This window comes from Corynebacterium sp. ACRPZ, assembly GCF_022346205.1.
Classification (GTDB): Bacteria; Actinomycetota; Actinomycetes; order Mycobacteriales; family Mycobacteriaceae; genus Corynebacterium; species Corynebacterium lehmanniae.
Window position 1 is genome coordinate 74,199 of sequence record NZ_JAKRMR010000005.1, and the last position, 19,960, is coordinate 94,158.

At 67.5% G+C, this 19,960-nt stretch carries 18 protein-coding genes; 13 read left to right on the forward strand and 5 right to left on the reverse strand.

The window, feature by feature from the left end; all coding sequences use genetic code 11:
- Positions 1 to 15 precede the first annotated feature (15 nt).
- The gene (locus MHX64_RS04980; protein WP_239356155.1) at positions 16 to 2,913 is read left to right on the forward strand and encodes an alpha-(1->3)-arabinofuranosyltransferase family protein; all 2,898 of its coding nucleotides are present in this window, start codon (positions 16 to 18) and stop codon (positions 2,911 to 2,913) included.
- Here MHX64_RS04980 and MHX64_RS04985 read toward each other — a convergent pair.
- Positions 2,820 to 3,872 (reverse strand): acyltransferase family protein, encoded by a 1,053-nt coding sequence (locus tag MHX64_RS04985; RefSeq protein ID WP_370642070.1) that lies wholly within the window; start codon positions 3,870 to 3,872, stop codon positions 2,820 to 2,822. The two genes, MHX64_RS04980 and MHX64_RS04985, sit on opposite strands and share 94 nt — an antisense overlap.
- 37 nt (positions 3,873 to 3,909) lie before the next feature.
- Here MHX64_RS04985 and MHX64_RS04990 point away from each other — a divergent pair, with 37 nt between their 5' ends.
- From MHX64_RS04990 to MHX64_RS05005, 4 genes are all read left to right on the forward strand, one after another.
- Positions 3,910 to 4,563 (forward strand): DUF3068 domain-containing protein, encoded by a 654-nt coding sequence (locus MHX64_RS04990; RefSeq protein WP_239356072.1) that lies wholly within the window; start codon positions 3,910 to 3,912, stop codon positions 4,561 to 4,563.
- On the forward strand, positions 4,547 to 5,950 hold the full coding sequence (locus tag MHX64_RS04995) for a hypothetical protein (RefSeq protein ID WP_239356073.1): 1,404 nt from the start codon (positions 4,547 to 4,549) through the stop codon (positions 5,948 to 5,950). Before MHX64_RS04990 ends, MHX64_RS04995 begins: the two co-directional genes overlap by 17 nt.
- Positions 5,951 to 6,132: 182 nt before the next feature.
- Positions 6,133 to 6,369, forward strand: coding sequence for a three-helix bundle dimerization domain-containing protein (locus MHX64_RS05000; protein WP_239356074.1), 237 nt, complete (start codon positions 6,133 to 6,135; stop codon positions 6,367 to 6,369).
- Between the two features lie 336 nt (positions 6,370 to 6,705).
- A complete protein-coding gene (locus MHX64_RS05005) occupies positions 6,706 to 7,158 on the forward strand; it encodes a DIP1984 family protein (RefSeq protein WP_239356075.1) in 453 nt (150 codons plus the stop codon).
- Here MHX64_RS05005 and MHX64_RS05010 read toward each other — a convergent pair.
- The 3 genes from MHX64_RS05010 to MHX64_RS05020 are packed head-to-tail and all read right to left on the reverse strand — an operon-like array spanning position 7,150 to position 8,880.
- Complete coding sequence (locus tag MHX64_RS05010; protein ID WP_239356076.1) at positions 7,150 to 8,208, reverse strand: glycosyltransferase family 4 protein; 1,059 nt, start codon at positions 8,206 to 8,208, stop codon at positions 7,150 to 7,152. The genes MHX64_RS05005 and MHX64_RS05010 overlap by 9 nt on opposite strands.
- Positions 8,205 to 8,588: a type II toxin-antitoxin system VapC family toxin gene (locus MHX64_RS05015; RefSeq protein WP_239356077.1), complete on the reverse strand. Its 384-nt coding sequence runs from the start codon at positions 8,586 to 8,588 to the stop codon at positions 8,205 to 8,207. Before MHX64_RS05015 ends, MHX64_RS05010 begins: the two co-directional genes overlap by 4 nt.
- A 1-nt stretch (position 8,589) precedes the next feature.
- Positions 8,590 to 8,880, reverse strand: coding sequence for a type II toxin-antitoxin system Phd/YefM family antitoxin (locus MHX64_RS05020; protein ID WP_181889207.1), 291 nt, complete (start codon positions 8,878 to 8,880; stop codon positions 8,590 to 8,592).
- A gap of 35 nt (positions 8,881 to 8,915) precedes the next feature.
- On the opposite strand from MHX64_RS05020, the gene MHX64_RS05025 reads away from it, so the two are divergent.
- Positions 8,916 to 9,659: a class I SAM-dependent methyltransferase gene (locus tag MHX64_RS05025; RefSeq protein ID WP_239356078.1), complete on the forward strand. Its 744-nt coding sequence runs from the start codon at positions 8,916 to 8,918 to the stop codon at positions 9,657 to 9,659.
- 182 nt (positions 9,660 to 9,841) lie between these two features.
- Here MHX64_RS05025 and MHX64_RS05030 read toward each other — a convergent pair whose 3' ends face one another.
- Complete coding sequence (locus MHX64_RS05030) at positions 9,842 to 11,668, reverse strand: phosphoenolpyruvate carboxykinase (GTP) (RefSeq protein ID WP_181889209.1); 1,827 nt, start codon at positions 11,666 to 11,668, stop codon at positions 9,842 to 9,844.
- Positions 11,669 to 11,939: 271 nt separating this feature from the next.
- Here MHX64_RS05030 and trmB point away from each other — a divergent pair, with 271 nt between their 5' ends.
- The 7 genes from trmB (at position 11,940) to MHX64_RS05065 (ending at position 19,875) form a co-directional block, all read left to right on the forward strand.
- A complete protein-coding gene (gene trmB, locus MHX64_RS05035) occupies positions 11,940 to 12,710 on the forward strand; it encodes a tRNA (guanosine(46)-N7)-methyltransferase TrmB (protein WP_239356079.1) in 771 nt (256 codons plus the stop codon).
- Positions 12,711 to 12,712: 2 nt separating this feature from the next.
- On the forward strand, positions 12,713 to 13,387 hold the full coding sequence (locus tag MHX64_RS05040) for an NYN domain-containing protein (RefSeq protein WP_239306160.1): 675 nt from the start codon (positions 12,713 to 12,715) through the stop codon (positions 13,385 to 13,387).
- Positions 13,388 to 13,397: 10 nt separating this feature from the next.
- The gene (locus tag MHX64_RS05045; protein ID WP_239356081.1) at positions 13,398 to 15,704 is read left to right on the forward strand and encodes an MMPL family transporter; all 2,307 of its coding nucleotides are present in this window, start codon (positions 13,398 to 13,400) and stop codon (positions 15,702 to 15,704) included.
- Positions 15,694 to 16,689, forward strand: a complete 996-nt coding sequence (locus MHX64_RS05050) for a YbhN family protein (protein ID WP_239356082.1) — start codon at positions 15,694 to 15,696, stop codon at positions 16,687 to 16,689. The genes MHX64_RS05045 and MHX64_RS05050 overlap by 11 nt, the downstream gene beginning before the upstream one ends.
- A gap of 70 nt (positions 16,690 to 16,759) precedes the next feature.
- On the forward strand, positions 16,760 to 18,211 hold the full coding sequence (locus MHX64_RS05055) for an FAD-binding oxidoreductase (protein WP_239356083.1): 1,452 nt from the start codon (positions 16,760 to 16,762) through the stop codon (positions 18,209 to 18,211).
- Positions 18,212 to 18,227: 16 nt separating this feature from the next.
- Entirely contained in the window at positions 18,228 to 19,514 is a 1,287-nt protein-coding gene (locus MHX64_RS05060) for a cyclopropane-fatty-acyl-phospholipid synthase family protein (protein WP_239356157.1), read from the forward strand.
- 10 nt (positions 19,515 to 19,524) lie between these two features.
- Entirely contained in the window at positions 19,525 to 19,875 is a 351-nt protein-coding gene (locus tag MHX64_RS05065) for a DUF3054 domain-containing protein (RefSeq protein ID WP_239356084.1), read from the forward strand.
- The last annotated feature ends 85 nt before the right edge of the window (positions 19,876 to 19,960 follow it).

Below are 19,960 nucleotides of genomic sequence, written 5' to 3' on the forward strand. Positions count from 1 at the left end.
GCGCTGGTGCGGGGGATGCGCGCGCACCTCGCGGGCTGGCTGGTTCTGCTCGTTGTTGTGCTTGCTCAGCCGCCGGGGCACGTGGCGGCGGACACGAAGTTCGATCTGATCGCCGACCCGGGGCGGTTTTTGCGCCGCGCAACCCACGCATACACGGATGAGTTTCCGCTGGGCCAGGTGCAAAACCAGGCGTACGGGTATTTGTTCCCGCAGGGGCCGTTCTTCTTGGCGGGGGATCTGTTGCACGTGCCGGATTGGTTGATCCAGCGCGCGTGGTGGTGGCTGTTGCTGGGGTTGGCGTACTCCGGCACGCTCGCGTTGGCGCGGCGCGTCGGTATCCGCGGCACGTTTCCGCAGGTCCTCGCGGCGGCGGTGTACGCGCTGAGTCCGCGCATCCTGACCACCCTCACCGCGATTTCCTCGGAGGCGTGGCCGGTGGCGCTGGTGCCGTGGACGCTGATCCCGCTGACGCGCCGCAACCCACAGGTGGCGCCGGCGGTGGTGGCGGTGGCGTGCATGGGCGCGGTCAACGCCACCGCCACCATCGCCGCGTGCCTGCCGGCGTTCGTGCTGCTCATCGCGCGGCGTGCTTATAAAACCGCCGGCAAGTTCGCCGTCGGGGCGGCGGCGGTGTCCGCGTGGTGGATCGGGCCGCTTTTGGTGCTGGGGCGCTATTCCCCGCCGTTCACGGACTTCATCGAGTCCGCCGGCGTGACCACCGCGTGGCTCAACCCGGTGGAGATCCTGCGCGGCACCACCAGCTGGACGCCGTTCGTGGACACGGAGCGCGCCGCCGGCCACCTGCTAGTGGCGGAGCCGACCTTCGTCATCGCCACCTGCCTCGTCGCCGCGTTCGGGCTCGCGGGCCTGGCGCGCCGCGACATGCCGTGGCGCGGGCCGCTGCTTGCGGTGTTCGCGGTGGGCTTCTGGGTGCTCGGCTCGGCGCACATGAGCACTTCGCTTTACGACGGTGCTCTCGCCCCCTTCCGCAACCTGCACAAATTCGACCCCCTGGTCCACCTGCCGCTCGCGCTCGGCGCCGGGCACCTGGCCGCGAACGTGAACCGACCGAAGGCTGTCGGCATCACCCTTGCCGCCGCAATGGCGGTGGCGCCGGCGTGGTCGCTGCGCCTGCTGCCGGAGGGCACCTGGAACGAGGTTTCCCAGGACTGGGTCGCCGCGGGCCAGTGGTTGGACGAGCACGCCGCCGGCACCCGCGCGCTAGTGGTTCCTCCGGCGTCTTTTGCGCGGCAGACGTGGGGGTGGACGCGTGACGAGCCGATCCAGGCGCTGACCCAGGCGCGTTTCGCGTTCCGCGACGCGGTGCCCCTGGTGGATCCGGAGGCGATTCGGGGGTTAGAGGGGCAGGCGGAGCTCGTCGATAGGCAAGCGCTGCGTTCCATCGGTGTGGGCGCGGTGGTGGTGCGCCGCGACCTGGAGCGCCAACCGCCGACACCGAACCTGGGCGAGCCGGATGCGAGCTTCGGCGAGGTGGACATTCACCTGCTGGATCCGCACGCGGACGTGATGGAGTCGGACCGCGAGCCGGTTGCGGTGGACGGCGGCGGCGAGGTGCTGCCGCTGCTGTGGCGCGAGCTCGGCTACTTCCCGGCACGCCTGACCGGCGGGGATGCCGATATTGTTACAGACACCCCGGCGCTTGCGGTGCGCAACTACGGCACCATCGACGGCCAGTCCGGCTATCTCGCCGCCGAGTGGGAGGACGGCACGGTGCGCAACCGGGTGAAGGACTACCCCTCCGCAGGCTCCCGCACGGCGGTGGCGGCCGACGGCTTCGCCCGCGCGTCGTCCTCGGCCGCGGATGCAGGCGCGTTCGGCGGTCCCGACGCGTCGAAGTCGCTCACCTCCGCCTTCGACGGCGTAAACGAGACCGCCTGGTGGCCCGCGCCCGGCGACCGCGACGCCTGGATCGAGTTCCAAACCCAGCAGGAGCACGTCACCATCGCCGCCACCGCGGACACCACCGTCCAGCTGTGCGACGGGCACAGCAACTGCCGCAGCGTCACCCTGGTCAAGGACCAGCCGCGCAGGCTCACCCGCGGCGACGCCACCATCCTGCAGCTGACCGAACCCGTGGGCATCCGCGAGCTCGACGTGGGCATCCACCGCATCGTCGAGGTGGAAGGCACCGCGGACCGCTACTTCTTCCAGCGCCACTTCCCCGAGCACACCGTGATCCAGCGCCGCTTCACCACCGCTGAGGACGCCACGTGGCAGCTCAGCGCGCCCGCCACCATCGACGGCGAGCGCCGCGTGGGCAGCGTCTCCCTCGAAGCCGGCACCCACGAGCTGTTCACCCGCGCGGACACGGTCATGCTCTCGCGCGCGCCGCTGCCCAACCTCACCGGCGACCGGCTGATCCTGACCACCCGCGCGTTCAACGACGGGCTCCGCGCCACCCTCGGCGGCACCGAGTTGGAGCCCCTGCGTATCGACGCCGGCGCCCAGGCCTTCCGCGTCCCTCCGGGAGCCGACGGCGAGTTCGCGATGCGCTTCGCGGGCGAGGGCGCTTACCGCTATTCCCTGATTTTCGGCGGGGCGTTCAGCCTGCTCGTGCTCGCACTGTGTTTGTGGGTGCCGTGGCGGCGCGAGGACGGCACCCCGTACGTGCCGAAAGCAGGCGCGAACTGGGCGCCGACCGTGGCCGTGATCGCCGCGTTCCCGTTCCAGGGCCTGGCGGCGGTGGCCCTCGCGTGGGTGGTGCGCCGCTTCACCGTCCTGCCAATGCACCGCGTCGCGGCCGGCACCATGGCCATCTGCGGGCTGGTGCTCGCGCGCGCGGCGTGGCCGGCGGCGAACTACGCCGGCTCATCCACCTTCTTGGTCGTGACCGGCCTGTTCGCCGTGGCCTGCCTGACCAACCGCGCACCCGGCACCTCCACCAGCTCGTAGGAGATGTACGCCACGGCCGTGCTCGCCAGCGCGGTTGCCAGATAGACCAGCGCGAACCCGCCCGAGAACATCGGCACTCCCAGCACCGGGAAGACGAAGTACAGCACCGCCATGTGCCACAAGAACACCGAGTAGGACCAGCGGCCCAGGGCGCGCATGACTTTCGACGACAGCACCGTGCCGCGCTGCCGCTGCCCCAGCGCAAACGGCGCAACAATAAGTGCTGCGAACACCGCGCCCAGCAGCACCCGCACGTTGAACTCGGCCGGCGAGGGGTGTGCCAGCCCCCGCGGGCCCAGCACCCCGCCGACCCACGCCACCGGCAGCGCCAGCGCCGCAACCGGCCAGCGCGGGCCGGTGTAGCGCACGCCGGCGCGCTCCAGCTCCGCCAGCACAAGCCCCACCGCGAACCAGGGGACGTACGACGGCGGCCAGATCTGCATGTTCACCACCGCCGGATCCGTCACACCCGACACCGCCCACGGCCACGCCAGGCCCAGCACCACGGCCCCCGCCAGCGCCGCGTGCCGCCCCCACGACCCGAGGCGCAGGTACAGCGGCAGGACCAAGTAGAAGGCGGCTTCGACGCATAACGACCACATCTGCGTGAGCCCGTCGATAAGCGAATGCGGCACGTAAATCTGCGCAAGCAGCACATTCGCCGCGACCTGGCCCCACGTCACCCCCGCGAGCGGCGGCAGCGCGAGCAGCACCACAACCACGCACACAAGATACGCGGGTGCAAGGCGCGACACCCGCCGCCCGTAGTAGCCCTCACGGAGACCGCCGCGCGCCAGGAGGAACGCCGAAAGCGCAAAGAAGACGGCCACGAAGTAGTCGAAGCGCTCCAGCACCGCGGAGCCGGTGGCGGTCTGGAAAGCGACGTGCGTGGCCACGATGCCGTAGGCGGCCACGGCGCGCAGGCCGTCGAGCTCGGGCAAAATGGCGGGTCTGTTCACGATGGCGCAAGTCTAGCCACCCGGTAGGGTGACACGGGTGAACCTGCGACGCCGACTTGCCGCCTGCCTCGGCATCATCGTCGTGTGCGGCGCGCTCAACCTCGCCTCCCCCATCGTGATTGCGCAGCAGCGCACCCTGGATCCGGGCGAGTACACCATGCTTTTCGACGGCACTTCGCCCCGCACCCGCACCATCGAGCTCACCAAGGCCCCGAAGAGCCTGGACGCGGTAGTCACGCTGGACGGCGAAGAGGTGGACGCGTTTCCCATCGACCCCTCCACCGCCTTTCCCGCGAAGGGGCGCGCCGGGCTGGGGCCGCTTTTGCCCTACCGCCCGGAGCGGCGCACCTACCCGATGTTCGACTCCACCTCCGGCGACGACGTCGGGTTGGACTACCTGGGCCCCGGTTCGGTGCGGGGGCTGGACACGTACAAGTACTCCGCGGCGCTTTCGGACGGCTGCGTGCGCACCGTGGATGCGGAGCGGCGCACCGGCCGCATCGTCGACGAGGTGTGGGACTGCGGCGCCGACCAGTGGGTGCTGGCCGAGGAGACCAAGGCGGCGCAGGTGTCGGCGGCGGGGCGCGACGTGGCGTGGCTGCGGGGGCTGCAGGTGATGTCGGTGGTCACCCGCGTCGTCGCCGCCGCGGCGTTTGTGGCGGGCCTGGTGCTGTATGCGCGCCGCCGTTAGCCGCTGGTGGGCGCCCGCGTACGGCGCGCTACTGGTGTTGTCGCTGACCTGGCCGTTTCTTATGCCCGGCGAGGCGTTCGCGCTGCGGGACATGATGGTGTTCGATGCTATGGCGCTCACCCGGGCATCGCTCGGCTGGGGTGACCTGGCCGCGCGCAATGTGCCGCAGGACGCGCTGTTGGGGATCCTGCCGTGGCCGGTGGCGTTCGTGCGCGTGTTCATGGTCGCCGCTGCCGGGTGCGCCGCGTGGGCCGGGCACCGGTTCGGGCGCACCCCGTTCGGGCAGGCGGCGGCGATGACGGTGGCGGTGTGGAACCCGTTCGTGGTGGAGCGGCTGCTGCAAGGGCAGTGGTCGCTGGCCGCGGCGGCGTGGCTGCTGCCGTTGGTGGCGTTGGGGTGTGTGCCGGCGTCGGGCCTGGCGCACTGGTTGGCGTCGCTCACCCCCACCGGTGCGCTGGCGGCGGCGTGTTTCGCCCGCGGCTGGCCGGGGGTTGCGGTCAGCGTGTGCACCTGCCTGCCGTGGGTGGTGGCGAGCGTGTTCGCTGACGCACCCGGCACGTCCTCGGCCGCGTCCGCCGCGGCGTTCGCCCCGCGCGCGGAGGCCTACGCCGGCACCCTCGGCTCCTTGCTGGGCCTGGGCGGGATCTGGAACGGGCAGGCGGTGCCGGCCTCCCGCGAGCTCGGGTTCGCGCTGTTCGGGGTGGCGCTGTGCGCCCTGCTCGCTTTGGCGTGGCACGAGGTGCCCCGCCGTTTTCTACTGTTGGCGGCGCTGGGCTTCGCGGTGGCGTTGGCCTCCTGGGCCGGCCTGACCACGCCGGTCATCCAGCACCTCCCGGGCGGCGGCCTGCTCCGCGACGGCCACAAGTGGCTCATCCTCGCCATCCCCTCCTTCGTCGCCGCCGCCGGCGCGCTCGAGCCCCGGCGCGCGCTCGCTGCCGCCGCGTTCGCTCTGCTGCAGGTCCCGGACGCGCCGCTCGCTCTCGCCGCGCTCACCCCCACCACCGTCGAGGTCCCCGCCGTCGACCACCGCGGCCGCGACGTCCTCTTCGAGTCGCGCCCCGCACTTTTGCCTATCGACGGCCACCCGGTCGTCGACCCCGCCCCAAAAGCCATGAACGTTGTCGAATCCGGGGCGCTGACGGTGGACGGGGTGGCGGTGGACCCGCCGTCGCTGCGGTGGACGGCGGCGCAGGCTGCCTTGAACGACCAGGAACGCCTGCGCGAGCTGGGCGTCGGTGTGGTGGTGCGCGCCGACGGTTCCGTGGCCGAGACTGGTGAGTCCGCGCGCCCGCTACCGCCTGCCGGGATCGCGTTGTTCGCCCTGTGGTGCATGGTACCCCTGATACAGTGTGTCCAGGATCACACCACGCGCAAGAAACACTCCTAGCTGGGCCTTTAACGGATTTAATTGGTGATCACCAATTGATGGACAATTCCAATCGTTGACCCCCTTGCACTATTCGCCCCATATGACCTAAAGTGAACGGCAGGTTAACAACAGGTTACGTACACGCGTAACCCTGAGCCTAGAGAAGGAGCAGATACCGCTTCTGCAAGGAGGAACACAACATGGCTAACACAATTGACTTCAGCATCATCCGCGAGCGCGCCCTGCGCAACATCCGCGAGGACCTGCTCGCCGAGTTCGCCGGCCAGTTCGACGCACTCGAGATCAACGACGCGTTCGATGCTGTCCTGCGCACCCACCGCAACTCCGCTGTGATCGAGGACTTCATCCCCGTCCTCGTCGAGGCCGAGATGCGCGACCGTCTCCGCGACGGCGAGCTGTTCCCCTCCGCGGCGTAAACCCGCACAACCCCAACGCCCAGCCCTTCCCAGCGGCTGGGCGTTTTGCTATGTTTGATCGAAACTGTCGGTAGCGGAAAGCTCGCCGGCACCCAGCGAACGTCAACCCCACGCGTCCGGGGAAAAGGGCGCACTCATGGCGCCTTGTGGCCGTATCAGGGCTGAAGCGGTTCGATTCCGCTCACACGCACAACGCATGCGGCCTGCACGACGCACACGGGCACGACCCCCACCACAGGGTTGCACCGAGCACTGTTTACTACCGCGACGTTGGGGGTGCCCCGGGCGGATCCGCGAGGGTTGGGAACGGGGACAGAAACGTACAAGGAGGTACTCATGCTGCTCGCAGAGGCACTGGCGCGACGCGCCGAGGCGCAAGACCGCCTGAACAAGCTGCAGGAACGCCTGGTCCAGGGCGCGATGATCCAGGAGGGCGACTCGCCCGTCGAGGACCCGGCGGCCATGCTCGAGGAGGCGGCCGCACTCCTGCAGGAGATTGAGACGCTGGTGCGCCGCATCAACCACACCAACGCGCAGACCGCCTTCGAGGGCGCCACGCTCACCGACGCCATCGCGCGCCGCGACGCACTGCTGCGCTCCCGCCGCCTCTACGCCGCCGTCGCCGACGCAGGCACCATGACCGGCTCCCGCTATTCCCGCTCCGAGGTCCGCTTCGTGCCCGCCGTAGACGTGAAAGCCCTGCGCGACATGGCAGACAGCGCCGCAAAGGCCTACCGCGAGCTGGACACGAAGATCCAGCAGCTCAACTGGACAACTGAGCTAATTTAGGGCTCCAATAATCTTCGCGAACCTCCGGCCGGTCTCCTCCCAGGAGAACCGCGCCGCCCACTCGCGCGCCGCGGGAGCCATTGCTTCTCGACGCCCAAGGGTCTCCCCCACAACCTGCTCAAACTCCTCGCCGGGATGCACCAGCCGACCAGTCTCGCCGTCGCGGATGGAGTCGGCGACCCCACCTGCGGACGCGTACGCCACGGTGGGCACGCCGTGCTGCGCCGCCTCGATCACCGCGATTCCCCAGCCCTCCTTGCGCGAGGGCAGCAGGTGCAGCGCGGCCCGCTCAAGCAGCGCGTGCTTGTAAGCCTCGGAGACGTGCCCGTGGAAGACCACCTTGTCGCCGTGCGGGGCGGCGTACTCGCGCAGCTGGTCCTCCCACCAGCCGGAACCGATCACGTCCAGCACGGCGCCATCCATCCCCGCCACCGTGTCGATCGCCTCCTCGATGCGCTTGTGCGGCACCAGGCGCGAGAGGGTGACCAGGTGCAACCTTTGGTCGTCGTGAAGCACAGGCGTGTGCGCCGGCACCAGGTCGACGCCGTTTTCCACGATCTCGATGTCCTCCTCGCGCACCCCGAGCGCCACCAGGTCGCGCTTCGAGGCCTGCGACACCGTCACGTACTGCGCGCCCCGGTACACCCTCGGCGCCACTTTCGACTCCAAGAACCACCCCAAGCGGCGGATCAGCGGGCCCGCCACCGGCCACTGCTCCTTGTGGCAGTGGTGCGTCAGCAGCACCACGGGCTTTCTCGTGAACAGCCGCGCAAAAAATGGGATGCCATTTTGCGTGTCCACGACCACGTCCGGCCGGTTGCGCCAAATCGATAGCGGCGCCGCAAGGTACACGCCGAACTTTCCCCCGGCGCGCTCGTAGCGCACCCCTTTCCTGCGAGAGCGCCTCGGCGCGTCCGTGTGCTTCGCCGTCCGGTAGACCACCTCGTGGCCCTGCGCCGCCAGGTACTCCCCGACGCGTTCAAGGTAGCGCTCGGAACCTCCCCCTTGCGGGTGGGTGGAGTCGCGCCAACACAGCAGCAGTATCTTCATGGTGCGATGACCTCCAGCCCGACTTCGCGTGCCGCATCCGCTAGCCGCTTGTTGTAGGTGAGCACCGCATCGGCCTCCAAGTCCAGCGCGGCCTGCAGGTGGATCGCATCCAGCGTTCGCATGTACGGGATGGGCAGCATGCTCGCGCTGCGCAGCGTCGCCCGGTTCAGTTCCGCAAGCGAAATGCCGCGCAGGATCAGCGTGACCTCTCCCTGGGGCCTGCCCAAGCGCACCGCCAGCCGCCGCAGCTCAATCTCGAGCAAGTCCGACGAAACCACCTCGCACTCCCCCGCCTCGAGCCACAGCCGCATCGCGTGCGTGTGCGGCTCCGCTTTCAGCAGGCAGGCGATGGCTGACGTATCCGTATACACCCGCCGCATCCTAGAAGCGGTCCTCGCGCATATCATCGAGCATCTCAGCCAACGGCTCGCCATCCGCCGGCTCCACCGGAAGGTCCAGCCAACCGCCGACACGGGTGGCGGGCCGTGTGATGGCCAGCCGCGGCTTCGGCTCGTCGAGAGGCACAAGTCGCCCCACCGGCTCGCCGTTGTTGGTGACAACGAAGCTGTGCCCCGCCCGCACCGCGCGCAGGATCCGCGCAGAGTCGTTGCGCAGTTCGCGCTGCGATATCCTGCGCTCGACTAGCGATTCGTCGTATCCCGGCGTGGCCATGCACCGCACTGTAGCACGGTTGCTACGGTATGCCTATGCACCGTACCCGCCGGATGGCCACCCTTTCCCGCTCGCTCCGGCTGTTGCGCGCGTTTTCCTACGAACAATTCCGCCCGTGCATCTTCTACTCCATGCTCGCCCGCGATACGCGTTCGCTTATCGACGCCCTCTCGCACGACCTCCTGGGCACCCCCGTCACCGGCCAGTCAGTGCTAGATGTCGGCGGCGGGCCCGGCTACTTCGCCGACGCGTTCTCCGACTGCTTCTACATCGGCCTGGAACCAAACGTCTCCGAACTGTCGGCGGCGGGGATCTCCGGCTTCGGCTCCGTGCGCGGCGACGGGGCCGCACTGCCCTTCGCCGACGATTCCTTCGACGTGGTGTACTCCTCCAACGTGGCCGAACACATCCCGAATTGGCAGGTCATGGGCGAGGAGATGCTGCGCGTGGCCAAGTCAGGCGGGCTGGTGGTGCTCAGCTACACGGTGTGGCTCGGGCCGTTCGGCGGGCACGAGACGGGTCTGTGGCAGCACTACGTCGGCGGGCAGTACGCGCGCCGTCGATACGCAAAAGTGCACGGCCGCGACCCGAAGAACATCTTCGGCGAGAGCTTGTTCGCCGTCTCCGCGGGCGAGGGCCTCGCCTGGGCGGAGGGCACCGGCCAGCTCGCGGCCGCATTCCCCCGCTACCACCCGTGGTGGGCGTGGTGGGTCACCCGCGTGCCGCTGCTGCGCGAGTTCGCGGTGTCGAACCTCGTGCTCGTGCTGCGCAAGGGTTAGTACTGGGGCTTAATATGCTTGGATCCGAGCACTGCTAAGGCTTCTTACAAGTTCCCCCGCCATACCGATGAGAATAGCGAAAGGCCTGCCAAACGGCAGGCCTTAAGCTTTATTAACAACAGATCCTGTCTGAAGTTTTCCAGCAGCAACGATACAACATCACTGCCGTGCTACTCAAGCGTCTATTTCGTCGCAGCGTGGATGCGCTCGTCCAGCTTCTTCAGCTGGTCGAAGATCTCCTGCGGCACGCGGGATCCGAGGCCTTCGAGGTAGCGGCGGGAGTCCGCGACGTCTTCCTTCCACAGCTCCGGGTCGGCGGTGAGAGCCTCGCGCACGTCCTCGATCGGGGTGTCCAGGCCGGTCAGGTCCAGGTCTTCGGCGCGGGCGGTGTAGCCGACCACGGTCTCGTCGGCATCGACCTTGCCCTCGATGCGGTCGATGACCCACTTGAGCACACGCGAGTTGTCGCCGAAGCCCGGCCACAGGAAGCGGTCGTCGTCGCCGCGGCGGAACCAGTTGACCAGGAAGATCTCCGGCATGCGGTCGCCGCCCTTTTCGCCCATGTCCAGCCAGTGCTGGAAGTAGTCGCCCACGTTGTAGCCCATGAACGGCAGCATGGCCATCGGGTCGTGGCGCAGGGAGCCGACCTTCGCCTCCGCGGAGGCGGCGGTCTGGCCGGAGGAGAGCATCGCGCCGATCATGGTGCCGTGCTCCCAGTTGTGGGCCTGGGTGACCAGCGGCACGGTGTCCGGGCGGCGGCCGCCGAAGAGGATGGCGTCGATCTTCACACCCTGCCAGTCGTTGAACTCCGGTGCGGCGGCCGGGCACTGCTCGATGGCCACGCAGTAGCGAGAGTTCGGGTGGGCGGCCTTGGAGGAGGATTCCGGCGTCCAGTCCTCGCCGCGCCAGTCGATGAGGTGGGCGGGCTTGTCGCCGTCCATGCCTTCCCACCAGATGTCGCCGTCGTCGGTAAGTGCGACGTTGGTGAACAGGATGTTGCCCGGCTCCATGCTGCGCATGGCGATCGGGTTAGAGGCGTAGTTGGTGCCCGGGGCGACGCCGAAGAAGCCGTTTTCCGGGTTCACGGCGTACAGGCCGTCCTCACGCAGGTGCATCCAGGCAATGTCGTCGCCGACGACCTCCGCCGTCCAGCCGTCGAGCGTCGGGGTGATCATGGCCAGGTTGGTCTTGCCGCAAGCCGACGGGAAGGCGGCGGCGATGTGGTAGGCCTTGCCCTCCGGGGAGGTGAGCTTGAGGATGAGCATGTGCTCGGCCATCCAGCCCTCTTCCTTCGCCATTACGGACGCGATGCGCAGGGCGTAGCACTTCTTGGCCAGGATGGCGTTGCCGCCGTAGCCGGAGCCGTAGGACCAGATCTCCTTGGTCTCCGGGAACTGGGAGATGTACTTGGTGTCGTTGCACGGCCACGCCGCGTCTTCCTGGCCCGGCTCGAGCGGGGCGCCGACGGAGTGGAGGCAGTGCACGAAATTCTCGCCCTGGATCTTCTCCAGCGCCTGGGTGCCCATGCGGGTCATGATGCGCATGGAGAGCACGACGTAGGCCGAGTCGGTCAGCTGGACGCCAAGCTTCGGGTCCGGGTCGGAGATGGGGCCCATACAGAACGGCACGACGTACATGGTGCGGCCGCGCATGGAGCCGGTAAAGTGCTCCAGCATCTCCTCCTTGAGCGCGGCCGGCTTCATCCAGTTGTTGGTCGGACCTGCGTCTTCCTCGTTCTCGGTGGAGATGAAGGTGCGGGATTCGACGCGTGCCACGTCGGACGGGTTGGAGCGGGCGAGGAAGGAGTTGGGGCGCTTTTCCTCGTTGAGCTTGATCAGGGTGCCTGCCTCGACAAGTTCGGCGGTGAGGCGGTCCCATTCTTCCTGGGAGCCGTCGGCGAAGACGACCTTGTCGGGCTGGAAGAGCTCGACCGCCTCGTTGATCCAAGCGATTAGCTTTTCGTTGTCGGTGGGGTTGGTCCCCTCCAGGCGCTTGATTTCGGCGGTCATACGTACTCCTTGTTCAACTGGTTATGGCCAGTGCGCGTGCGAAATTCATCGTTGTTGCGTCACAAGAGTATCGAAACGGGCGTTCATCTGGCCAAAAGTTCCGACCAATCCGCGCCCACTGGATATAACCAGACCGCCCGAGCACGACCTTTGCTGCAAGCGGGGGTGACGCCCTACCCCCGCCGCCCGTTCTTGAGCCTTCGCTTTACGACGCCTTCGGGGGTGCCCCGTGGAGCTTGCGTTTGCCCTGTTCATGTGGACAATAAATCTGATGAATAATACTGAAAATTTGCGTCCGGGAACGGGCGAATTGCCGGCGGGCCGCCCGCTGCAAACCGAGTTCGACACCGGCCTGGACTACCCGCGCCTGGGTTCCGTGACCTTCCGCCGCGGCACGTTGACGGAAAACCAGGAGGCCCTGTTCGACGAGCATTGGCCGCGCCTGGGCCGCGTACTGGCGGAGGGCTCGGACGATCCCATCGACGTCGACGAGTGGTTCGGCCGCTCCGGCCACCCCACCATCGTCGAGATCGGCTCGGGCACCGGCACCTCCACCGCCGCGATGGCGCCGCTGGAGGCGGACACGAACATCATCGCCGTGGAGCTGTACAAGCCTGGACTGGCCAAGCTGTTGGGCTCGGTGGTGCGCGGCGGCATCGACAACATCCGCATGGTGCGCGGCGACGGCGTGGAGGTGCTGGCCCGCATGTTCGGCGAGGAGTCCCTCGACGGCGTTCGCATCTTCTTCCCGGACCCGTGGCCGAAGGCGCGCCACCACAAGCGCCGCATCATCCAGTCCGGCACCCTAAACCTGATTGCCACTCGCTTGAAGCCGGGCGGTGTGCTGCACGTTGCCACGGACCACGCGGATTACGCCGAGTGGATCGACGAACTCGTGAACGTTGAACCCACCCTCGAGTACAAGGGCTGGCCGTGGGAGGAGGCGCCGCTGCTCACGGACCGGCAGGTGATCACTAAGTTCGAAGGCAAAGGCCTGGACAAGGATCACGTGATCCGCGAGTACCTGTGGGAGAAGAAGTAGCCATGGATCTGCAAGCGCTGTCGCACCCGTACACCCCGGGCGCGCCCGCCGGCCCGGAAAGCTACCTGCTGGTGTGGGATGCGCCGAACTTGGACATGGGCCTCGGCGCGATCCTGGGTGGACGCCCGACTGCGGCGCACCGTCCCCGCTTCGACGCGATCGGGCGCTGGCTTATCGACGAAGCCGAGGCCCGCGCCGACGAGCTTGGCCGCGACATCGAACCGGAGGCGACGGTGTTCACCAACGTCGCCGCCGCAGGCGCGGATTCCATCCGCCCGTGGGTGGAAGCGCTGCGCAACGTCGGTTTCGCGGTGTTTGCCAAGCCGAAGAGCGACGAGGATTCGGACGTGGACCAGGACATGCTGGCCCACATCCAGCGCCGCCGCGACGAGGGCGTACTCCAAGGCGTCGTGGTCGCCTCCGCTGACGGGCAGAACTTCCAGGAGCCGCTGCTCGAGCTGGTCGACGCCGGCATCCCGGTGACCGTCCTCGGTTTCCACGAGCACGCCTCCTGGGCGGTGAACTCCCCCGACGTGGAGTTTGTGGACTTGGAGGACATCCCGGGCGTGTTCCAGAACCCGCTGCCGCGCGTGAACCTGGACCGGCTGCCGGACGGCGGCGCGTGGCTGCAGCCGTTCCGCCCGCTGCGCTCCCTGCTGCACAACACCCGCGACTAGGAGGCCGGAGATGTTTTACAAGTGGGGCCGTTTCGCGTTCCGCCACCGCCGGATCATCCCGCTGGTAGTCATCGTGCTCATCCTTGCTATGCAGGTGCTGTTCGGCTCGAAGCTGGGCGAGCGCCTGTCCCAGGAGGGTTGGGAGGATCCGGGCGCGGACTCGACCACGGCCGCCGCGATCGAGCAGGAGACGTTCGGCCGCGACAATTCGGGCGATGTGATCATGCTGGTGAGTTCGCCGGAGGGCATCGATAGGCAAGAGCTTCTCGATGAAGCCAACGCCCAGCTGAGTTCCCTGCGCGACCAGTTCCCCAACGAGGTCGCCCACGTCACCAGCTATTTCGAACGCCCCAACCCGCAGCTGGTCAACGCCGAGCACACGAAGGCGTTCGCGGCAATCGGGCTCAAGGGCGACGGCGAGCAGACGCTGAAGGATTTCCGCACCATCAAGCCCGCGCTCGAGGCGATGGAGCTGCCGGGCGCGACCGTGCAGGTCGCCGGCGCGACCGCGGTGGCCGACGCGCTGGACGAGGGCATGGCGGCCGACATCGCCCGCGCCGAGAAGGTCGGCCTGGTCTTCGTCGCCGTCATTTTGTTGTTTGTGTTCGGTGGCGTGGTGGCTGCCGCGATGCCGCTGATCGTGGGCATTTTGTCCATCATCGGTTCGCTGTCGCTGCTGTCGGTGTTGGCGCAGTACCAGCAGGTGAACATCTTCTCGCAGTCCATCATCACGTTGCTTGGCCTGGGCCTGGCCATCGATTACGGCCTGTTCATGGTCTCGCGCTTCCGCGAGGAGCTGGACCGCGGCGCGGACGTCGAGGAGGCGGTGGCGGTGACCACCAACACCGCCGGCAAGACCGTGTTCTTCTCCGCGCTCATGGTGGGCGTGGCCCTATCCGGGCTGTTGATGTTCCCGCAGGCCTTCCTCAAATCCGTGGCCTACGGCGCAATTAGCGCGGTGCTGCTCGCCGCCGTGATCTCTGTGGCGGTGCTGCCGGCGCTGTTCGGCATGCTTGGCCCCAAGATCGACATGTGGTCGGTGCGCAATGCTTCTCGACGTGCACGCCGCCTCCAAGACACCGTCTGGTACAAGATCCCGGCGTGGGCGATGCGGCACGCCAAGGCTGTCGTGGTCGGCTGCGCGACGCTGCTACTCCTGCTCACCGTGCCGATCGTGGGCATCACGTTCGGCGGCATCAACGAGACGTACCTGCCGCCGAGCCAGGCCACCCGCCAGGCCCAGGACGAGTTCAACGAGGAGTTCCCCGCCTTCCGCACCGACCCGGTCAAGCTCGTGGTCACCGGAGCGGACAACCAGCAGCTGGTGGACATCGTGATGCAGACCCGCCAGGTCGAGGGCCTGGCCGCGCCGCTGAAGCCCGCGCACGCCACGCAGGACGGCACCACGGTGCTTTCCGCCCCGCTGGAGGATCGGGCCGGGGGCGCGGACGTCGTGAAGCAATTGCGAAACATTAACGCCCCCGAAGGTGTCGAGACCTACGTCTCCGGCACCCCGGCGATGGAAACCGAGTCCATCGAGGCGCTGCTGAAACGCCTGCCGTGGATGGCGCTGTACATGGTCATCGCCACGTTCCTGCTGATGGCGCTGGTGTTCGGCTCCGTGATCCTGCCGGCGAAGGCCGTGATCATGAACGTGCTCGGCATCGGCGCCACGCTCGGCTTCCTCACCGCCGTCTTCGTCGACGGCCTCGGCGCCGGCGCGCTGAACTTCACCCCGGGTCCGCTGATGAGCCCGATCCTGGTGCTGATCATCTCCATCCTCTACGGCCTGTCCACGGACTACGAGGTCTTCCTGGTCTCGCGCATGGTGGAGGCGCGCCAGGACGGCGAAAACACCGACGAGGCGATCAAGCGCGGCACCGCGCACACCGGCGGTATCATCACCGCCGCGGCGCTCATCATGATCGTCGTCGCCGCCGCCTTCGCGCTCAGCGAGATTGTGATGATGAAGTACATCGCCTACGGCATGATCTTCTCGCTTGCGCTTGACGCCACCCTGATCCGCCTGCTGTTCGTGCCTGCGGTGATGCACCTGCTGCGCGAGGACAGCTGGTGGGCGCCGCGCTGGGTCAAGCGCCTGGCCGGCGCGTTCGGGGAGGGCTCAAGCCTATCGACGCCACCGCGCACCGAAACCCCCATCGCCCACATGGTGCCCGACACCCAACCCGGCCGCGCGGGAGTGTCGGTGTCCGAGGACGCCTCGCTGGTTCCGTTTACCCAGCTCATGCGCGACCTGGAGGAGCGCCGCGCACGCCAAGCGCTGGAGCAGCTGAAGAAGAAGGAACTTGAGCGCTAACACGTGGCGCCAGTGGCTGCGCTGGCTCGCGCCCGTGGCCATCATGGTGGTCGTGCTGGTGGTGTTGCGCGACCAGCTGCCGTTTTTCGGGGAGGCGTGGAGGGCCGTCGGCGCGGCGTCGACAGGCCCGCTGCTGCTCGCGGTGGCCACTGCGGTGCTGTCGCTGGCGGCGATGTCCGGGGTGATGCAGATCCTGCTCAACGTGGAAGGGCGGATTACGGGGGTGGCGCGCACCAACGCGATCGTGTTCGCCTCCAACGCCTGGTCCACCACGGTGCCGGGCGGGCCCGCGCTGTCGGCGTGGCTGACGTTTAGGGTGCACCGGTCCTGGGGCGCGTCCGTGGGGTTGTGCGGCTGGTTCTTCGTGGTCTCAGGCGCGCTGTCGACGGTGTGGATGGTGCTCATCGGCGTGGTCGCCGTGGCGCTTTTGGGCGCGGAGCTGTCCGTGTGGTCCCTGGTGGGGTCGCTGGCAGCGGCGCTGGCGACGATCGGCGCAGTGTTCTGGGCGACCCTTCACCCTGCGGTGCTGAAACGCTGGGTGCGGTTCTTGCCGGAGAAGGTGCGCGGGCGGGGCGTGGACGTGATCGACCAGGTCTCCGCGATCCGCATTTCCGCGCCGGCGTTTTTCGCAGCGGCGGGGCTCTCTCTTGCGAACCGGCTATTGGACCTGGCCACGATGGTCGTCGCCGTGTGGGCCGTGTCCGGCCAGGGCGCGCCACTTGCCGGGGTGTGCCTGGCATTCATCATGACCAAGCTGGCCGGCTCGGCCCAGGTCACGCCCGGCGGGCTCGGCACGGTGGAGCCCGTGGCGGTGGGCATGCTGGTCGCCGCCGGGTTGCCGCTGGCCCACGCCACGGCGGCGACGGTGGTGTACCGGGCGGTGTCGTTCCTGCTCATCACGGCTATCGGGTGGGTGGTCTACGCCGCGGTATACGCGGGTCGTGGCTTCATGGTCGGGCGATCGTCCACCAGCGACGCTGTTTGAGCTGGCGTGACGTTTTAACTTGCGCGTTAACTTGCGCGCCGTGCGCAAGAAGGGTCTAAGGTGGCCCTACATGAGCGTTTCCAGCATGCTTTACGGTCGCAGCGTGGATTTCGAACGCGTCTTGCCGGTCGGCTGGCACGCGCACGAGGAGGGGGTCGCCGCGCTCCTGGATAGCTTCCGGCGGGTGCCGGACGGCCAGCGGGTGCGCCTGGCCAAGAAGACGTCGAACCTCTTCCGCTCCCGCGACGCGGGGAGCGCCGGACTCGATGTAGAGGGCCTGCGTGGCGTCATCGCCGTCGACCCGGTGACGAAAACAGCCGACGTGCAGGGTATGTGCACCTATGAGGACCTCGTCGACGCCACCCTGCCGTACGGCCTCGCGCCATTGGTGGTGCCGCAGCTAAAAACTATTACTCTCGGCGGCGCAGTTTCCGGCATGGGCGTGGAGTCCACCTCCTTCCGCAACGGTCTGCCGCACGAGTCCGTGCTCGAGATGGACGTGCTCGTGGGCACCGGCGACATCGTCACCTGTTCGCGCGACGAAAACGTCGCGCTCTTCCGCGCGTTCCCGAACTCGTACGGCTCGCTTGGCTACGCGGTGCGCCTCACCATCGAGCTGGAAGAGGTTGAGCCGTTTGTCGAGCTCCAGCATGTGCGCTACGACGACCTCACGGCCTTCCAGGACGCCCTCGCCGACGCTGCCGCCACCGGTGAATGGGCCGGGCGCGCCCTGCACGGCCTCGACGCCGTCGCGTTCTCCCCCACCGAGCAGTACCTAGTCTGCGCCTTCCAGGTGGGCCAAGCGCCGGGAACGTCCGACTACACGCGCGATGCCGTGTACTACCGCTCGCTGCAGCACCCGTCCGGAGTGCACCACGACTTCCTCACCGTCCGCGACTACATCTGGCGCTGGGACACCGACTGGTTCTGGTGCTCCCGCGCCTTCGGCACCCAGCACCCGAAGGTGCGCAAACTCTGGCCGCGCGAGCTGCGCCGCAGCGCGTTCTATTGGAAGCTCGTGGGCCTGGACAAGAAGTACGACCTCGAGTACCGGTTCCTGAAGAAGCCGAAGGGTCTGCCGCGCACTGAGCGAGTTGTGCAAGACATCGAGGTGCGGGACACACAGGTCGCCGAGTTCCTCGACTGGTTCTTCAAGGCCAGCGACATCGAGCCGGTCTGGCTGTGTCCAATCCGGCTTCGGGACGGCGTCGATACGCTCGCCGGCGTTGGGCTCGATGACCAGGCACCGTGGCCGCTCTACCCCCTCGAGCCGGGGACGACCTGGGTGAACGTCGGCTTCTGGTCCGGCGTCCCGGAGGTGAAGCCGGGAGCCTTCAACAGGGTCATAGAGCGAAAGGTCTCCGATCTCGGCGGGCATAAGTCCCTGTACTCGGAGGCGTTTTACGACCGCGCCGAGTTCGAGCGTCTCTACGGCGGGGATCTGCCGGAGCGCATGAAGGCCCAGTACGACCCGGACCGGCGCTTCCCGGGCCTCTACGAAAAGACAGTGGAAAACGCGTAGGAGAATGACAATGCAGATGACCGTGGCGGATATCGTCGACACCCTCTTCCCTTCTGGCACCCCGTTCAAGTGGGAAGCTTTCGACGGCTCATCAACGGGACCGGCGGACGCCAAGCACACAGTGAAGGTGAACAGCCCCGGGGGTCTGTCCTACATAGTCACCCACCCCGGCGACGTCGGCCTCGCCCGCGCCTGGGTCACCGATGGCCTGACGGTTGAAGGCGCGCACCTCGCGCACCCGTACGACGTCTTCGATGACATGCGCACCCTCTACAACAACTACAAGCGCCCGAACCCGCGCGAGCTCGTCCGCATCGCACGCTCCCTGCGCTCCATGGGCGCACTGCAGATCCAGCCAATCCCGGAGGCGGAGCAAGCGTCCTGGCTCGAGCGCACCATCCGCCAGGGCCTCGCCCCGCACTCGAAGGAACGCGACGCCCAGGTTATTTCGTCCCACTACGACGTGGGCAACGACTTCTACGAGCTGTTCCTCGGCGACTCCATGGCCTACACCTGCGCCTACTACCCCACCCCGGACGCCACGCTCGACGAGGCGCAGGAAAACAAGTTCCGCCTCGTCTTTGAGAAGATGAACCTTAAGCCCGGTGACAAGCACCTCGACGTCGGCTGCGGCTGGGGCTCCATGGTGCGTTACGCAGCCCGCCAAGGCGTGAAGTCCCTCGGCGTCACCCTCTCGAAGGAGCAGGCCGAGTGGGCGCAGGCGAAGATCAAGGAGGAGGGCCTCGAGGACCTCGCGGAGGTGCGCTTCCTGGACTACCGCGACGTCACCGAGACCGGCTTCGACGCCATCTCCTCGATCGGTCTGCTGGAACACATCGGGGTGAAGAATTTCGCCTCGTACTTTGAATTTCTCGCCGACAAGCTGCGCCCGGGTGGCGTGATGGTCAACCACTGCATCACCTACCCGGACAACCACAAAACGTCGCAGGGCGACTTCATCAACCGCTACATCTTCCCGGACGGCGAGCTCACCGGCTCCGGCACGATCATTCACGAGATGCAGGACCACGGCTTCGAAGTCTTCCACGAGGAGAACATCCGCTTCGACTACATGCGCACGCTGCACGACTGGTGTGAGAACCTCAAGGCCAATTGGGACGAGGCAGTCGCGCTTGTCGGCGAAAACACCGCCAAGCTGTGGGGCATGTACATGGCGGGCTCCGAATGGGGTTTCGAGCACGACGTCGTGGAGCTGCACCAGGTCGTGGGCATCAAGCTTGCTAGCGACGGCTCCCGCGCCGGCGCACCTGAGCGCCGGTGGTGGAACGACTCGGTGTTCTAGAGTGGGCGGCATGCGCAACACCATCTCCAAGCCCTACGCCATCGCCGCCGACTATGTCGCCATCGCTGCCTTCGCCCTCTTGGCACGCGCGGCGCACCAGTCCGACGATATGCCGTTCAACTTCTCCGGCTGGCTGTCCACCCTGTGGCCGTTCGCCCTTGGCGTCACACTCGGCTGGCTGATTTCCCGCGAAAACAAGGGCGGACTCATCTGGATTGTCACCGTGGTCACCGGCCTGGTGATCTGGGGTATTCGCAATCAGGCGATCCCCCACTGGTCGTTCATCATCGTGGCCACGGTGATGTCCGCACTGCTCATGCTGGGCTGGCGCGGCGTAGCCAAGCTGGTGAAGAAGTCCTAGAAGCCGATGCCGAAGTTCCAGGCCGGGTTTCCGGTCTGGATGCCGTTGATAAACCAGATCAGCATGCTGACCAGGTCGCCGAAGA

What these genes read in the sequence shown, in the direction of transcription:
- MHX64_RS05010 (WP_239356076.1), bottom strand. Translation starts at nt 8,208, where the DNA reads ATGAAGATACTGCTGCTGTGTTGGCGCGACTCCACCCACCCGCAAGGG.
- MHX64_RS05040 (WP_239306160.1), top strand. Translation starts at nt 12,713, where the DNA reads ATGGATCTGCAAGCGCTGTCGCACCCGTACACCCCGGGCGCGCCCGCC.
- MHX64_RS05005 (WP_239356075.1), top strand. Translation starts at nt 6,706, where the DNA reads ATGCTGCTCGCAGAGGCACTGGCGCGACGCGCCGAGGCGCAAGACCGC.
- MHX64_RS05065 (WP_239356084.1), top strand. Translation starts at nt 19,525, where the DNA reads ATGCGCAACACCATCTCCAAGCCCTACGCCATCGCCGCCGACTATGTC.
- MHX64_RS05000 (WP_239356074.1), top strand. Translation starts at nt 6,133, where the DNA reads ATGGCTAACACAATTGACTTCAGCATCATCCGCGAGCGCGCCCTGCGC.
- MHX64_RS05025 (WP_239356078.1), top strand. Translation starts at nt 8,916, where the DNA reads ATGCACCGTACCCGCCGGATGGCCACCCTTTCCCGCTCGCTCCGGCTG.
- MHX64_RS04995 (WP_239356073.1), top strand. Translation starts at nt 4,547, where the DNA reads ATGCGCGCCGCCGTTAGCCGCTGGTGGGCGCCCGCGTACGGCGCGCTA.
- MHX64_RS05020 (WP_181889207.1), bottom strand. Translation starts at nt 8,880, where the DNA reads ATGGCCACGCCGGGATACGACGAATCGCTAGTCGAGCGCAGGATATCG.
- trmB (WP_239356079.1), top strand. Translation starts at nt 11,940, where the DNA reads ATGAATAATACTGAAAATTTGCGTCCGGGAACGGGCGAATTGCCGGCG.
- MHX64_RS05055 (WP_239356083.1), top strand. Translation starts at nt 16,760, where the DNA reads ATGAGCGTTTCCAGCATGCTTTACGGTCGCAGCGTGGATTTCGAACGC.
- MHX64_RS05060 (WP_239356157.1), top strand. Translation starts at nt 18,228, where the DNA reads ATGACCGTGGCGGATATCGTCGACACCCTCTTCCCTTCTGGCACCCCG.
- MHX64_RS05045 (WP_239356081.1), top strand. Translation starts at nt 13,398, where the DNA reads ATGTTTTACAAGTGGGGCCGTTTCGCGTTCCGCCACCGCCGGATCATC.
- MHX64_RS04980 (WP_239356155.1), top strand. Translation starts at nt 16, where the DNA reads ATGCGCGCGCACCTCGCGGGCTGGCTGGTTCTGCTCGTTGTTGTGCTT.
- MHX64_RS05015 (WP_239356077.1), bottom strand. Translation starts at nt 8,588, where the DNA reads ATGCGGCGGGTGTATACGGATACGTCAGCCATCGCCTGCCTGCTGAAA.
- MHX64_RS05030 (WP_181889209.1), bottom strand. Translation starts at nt 11,668, where the DNA reads ATGACCGCCGAAATCAAGCGCCTGGAGGGGACCAACCCCACCGACAAC.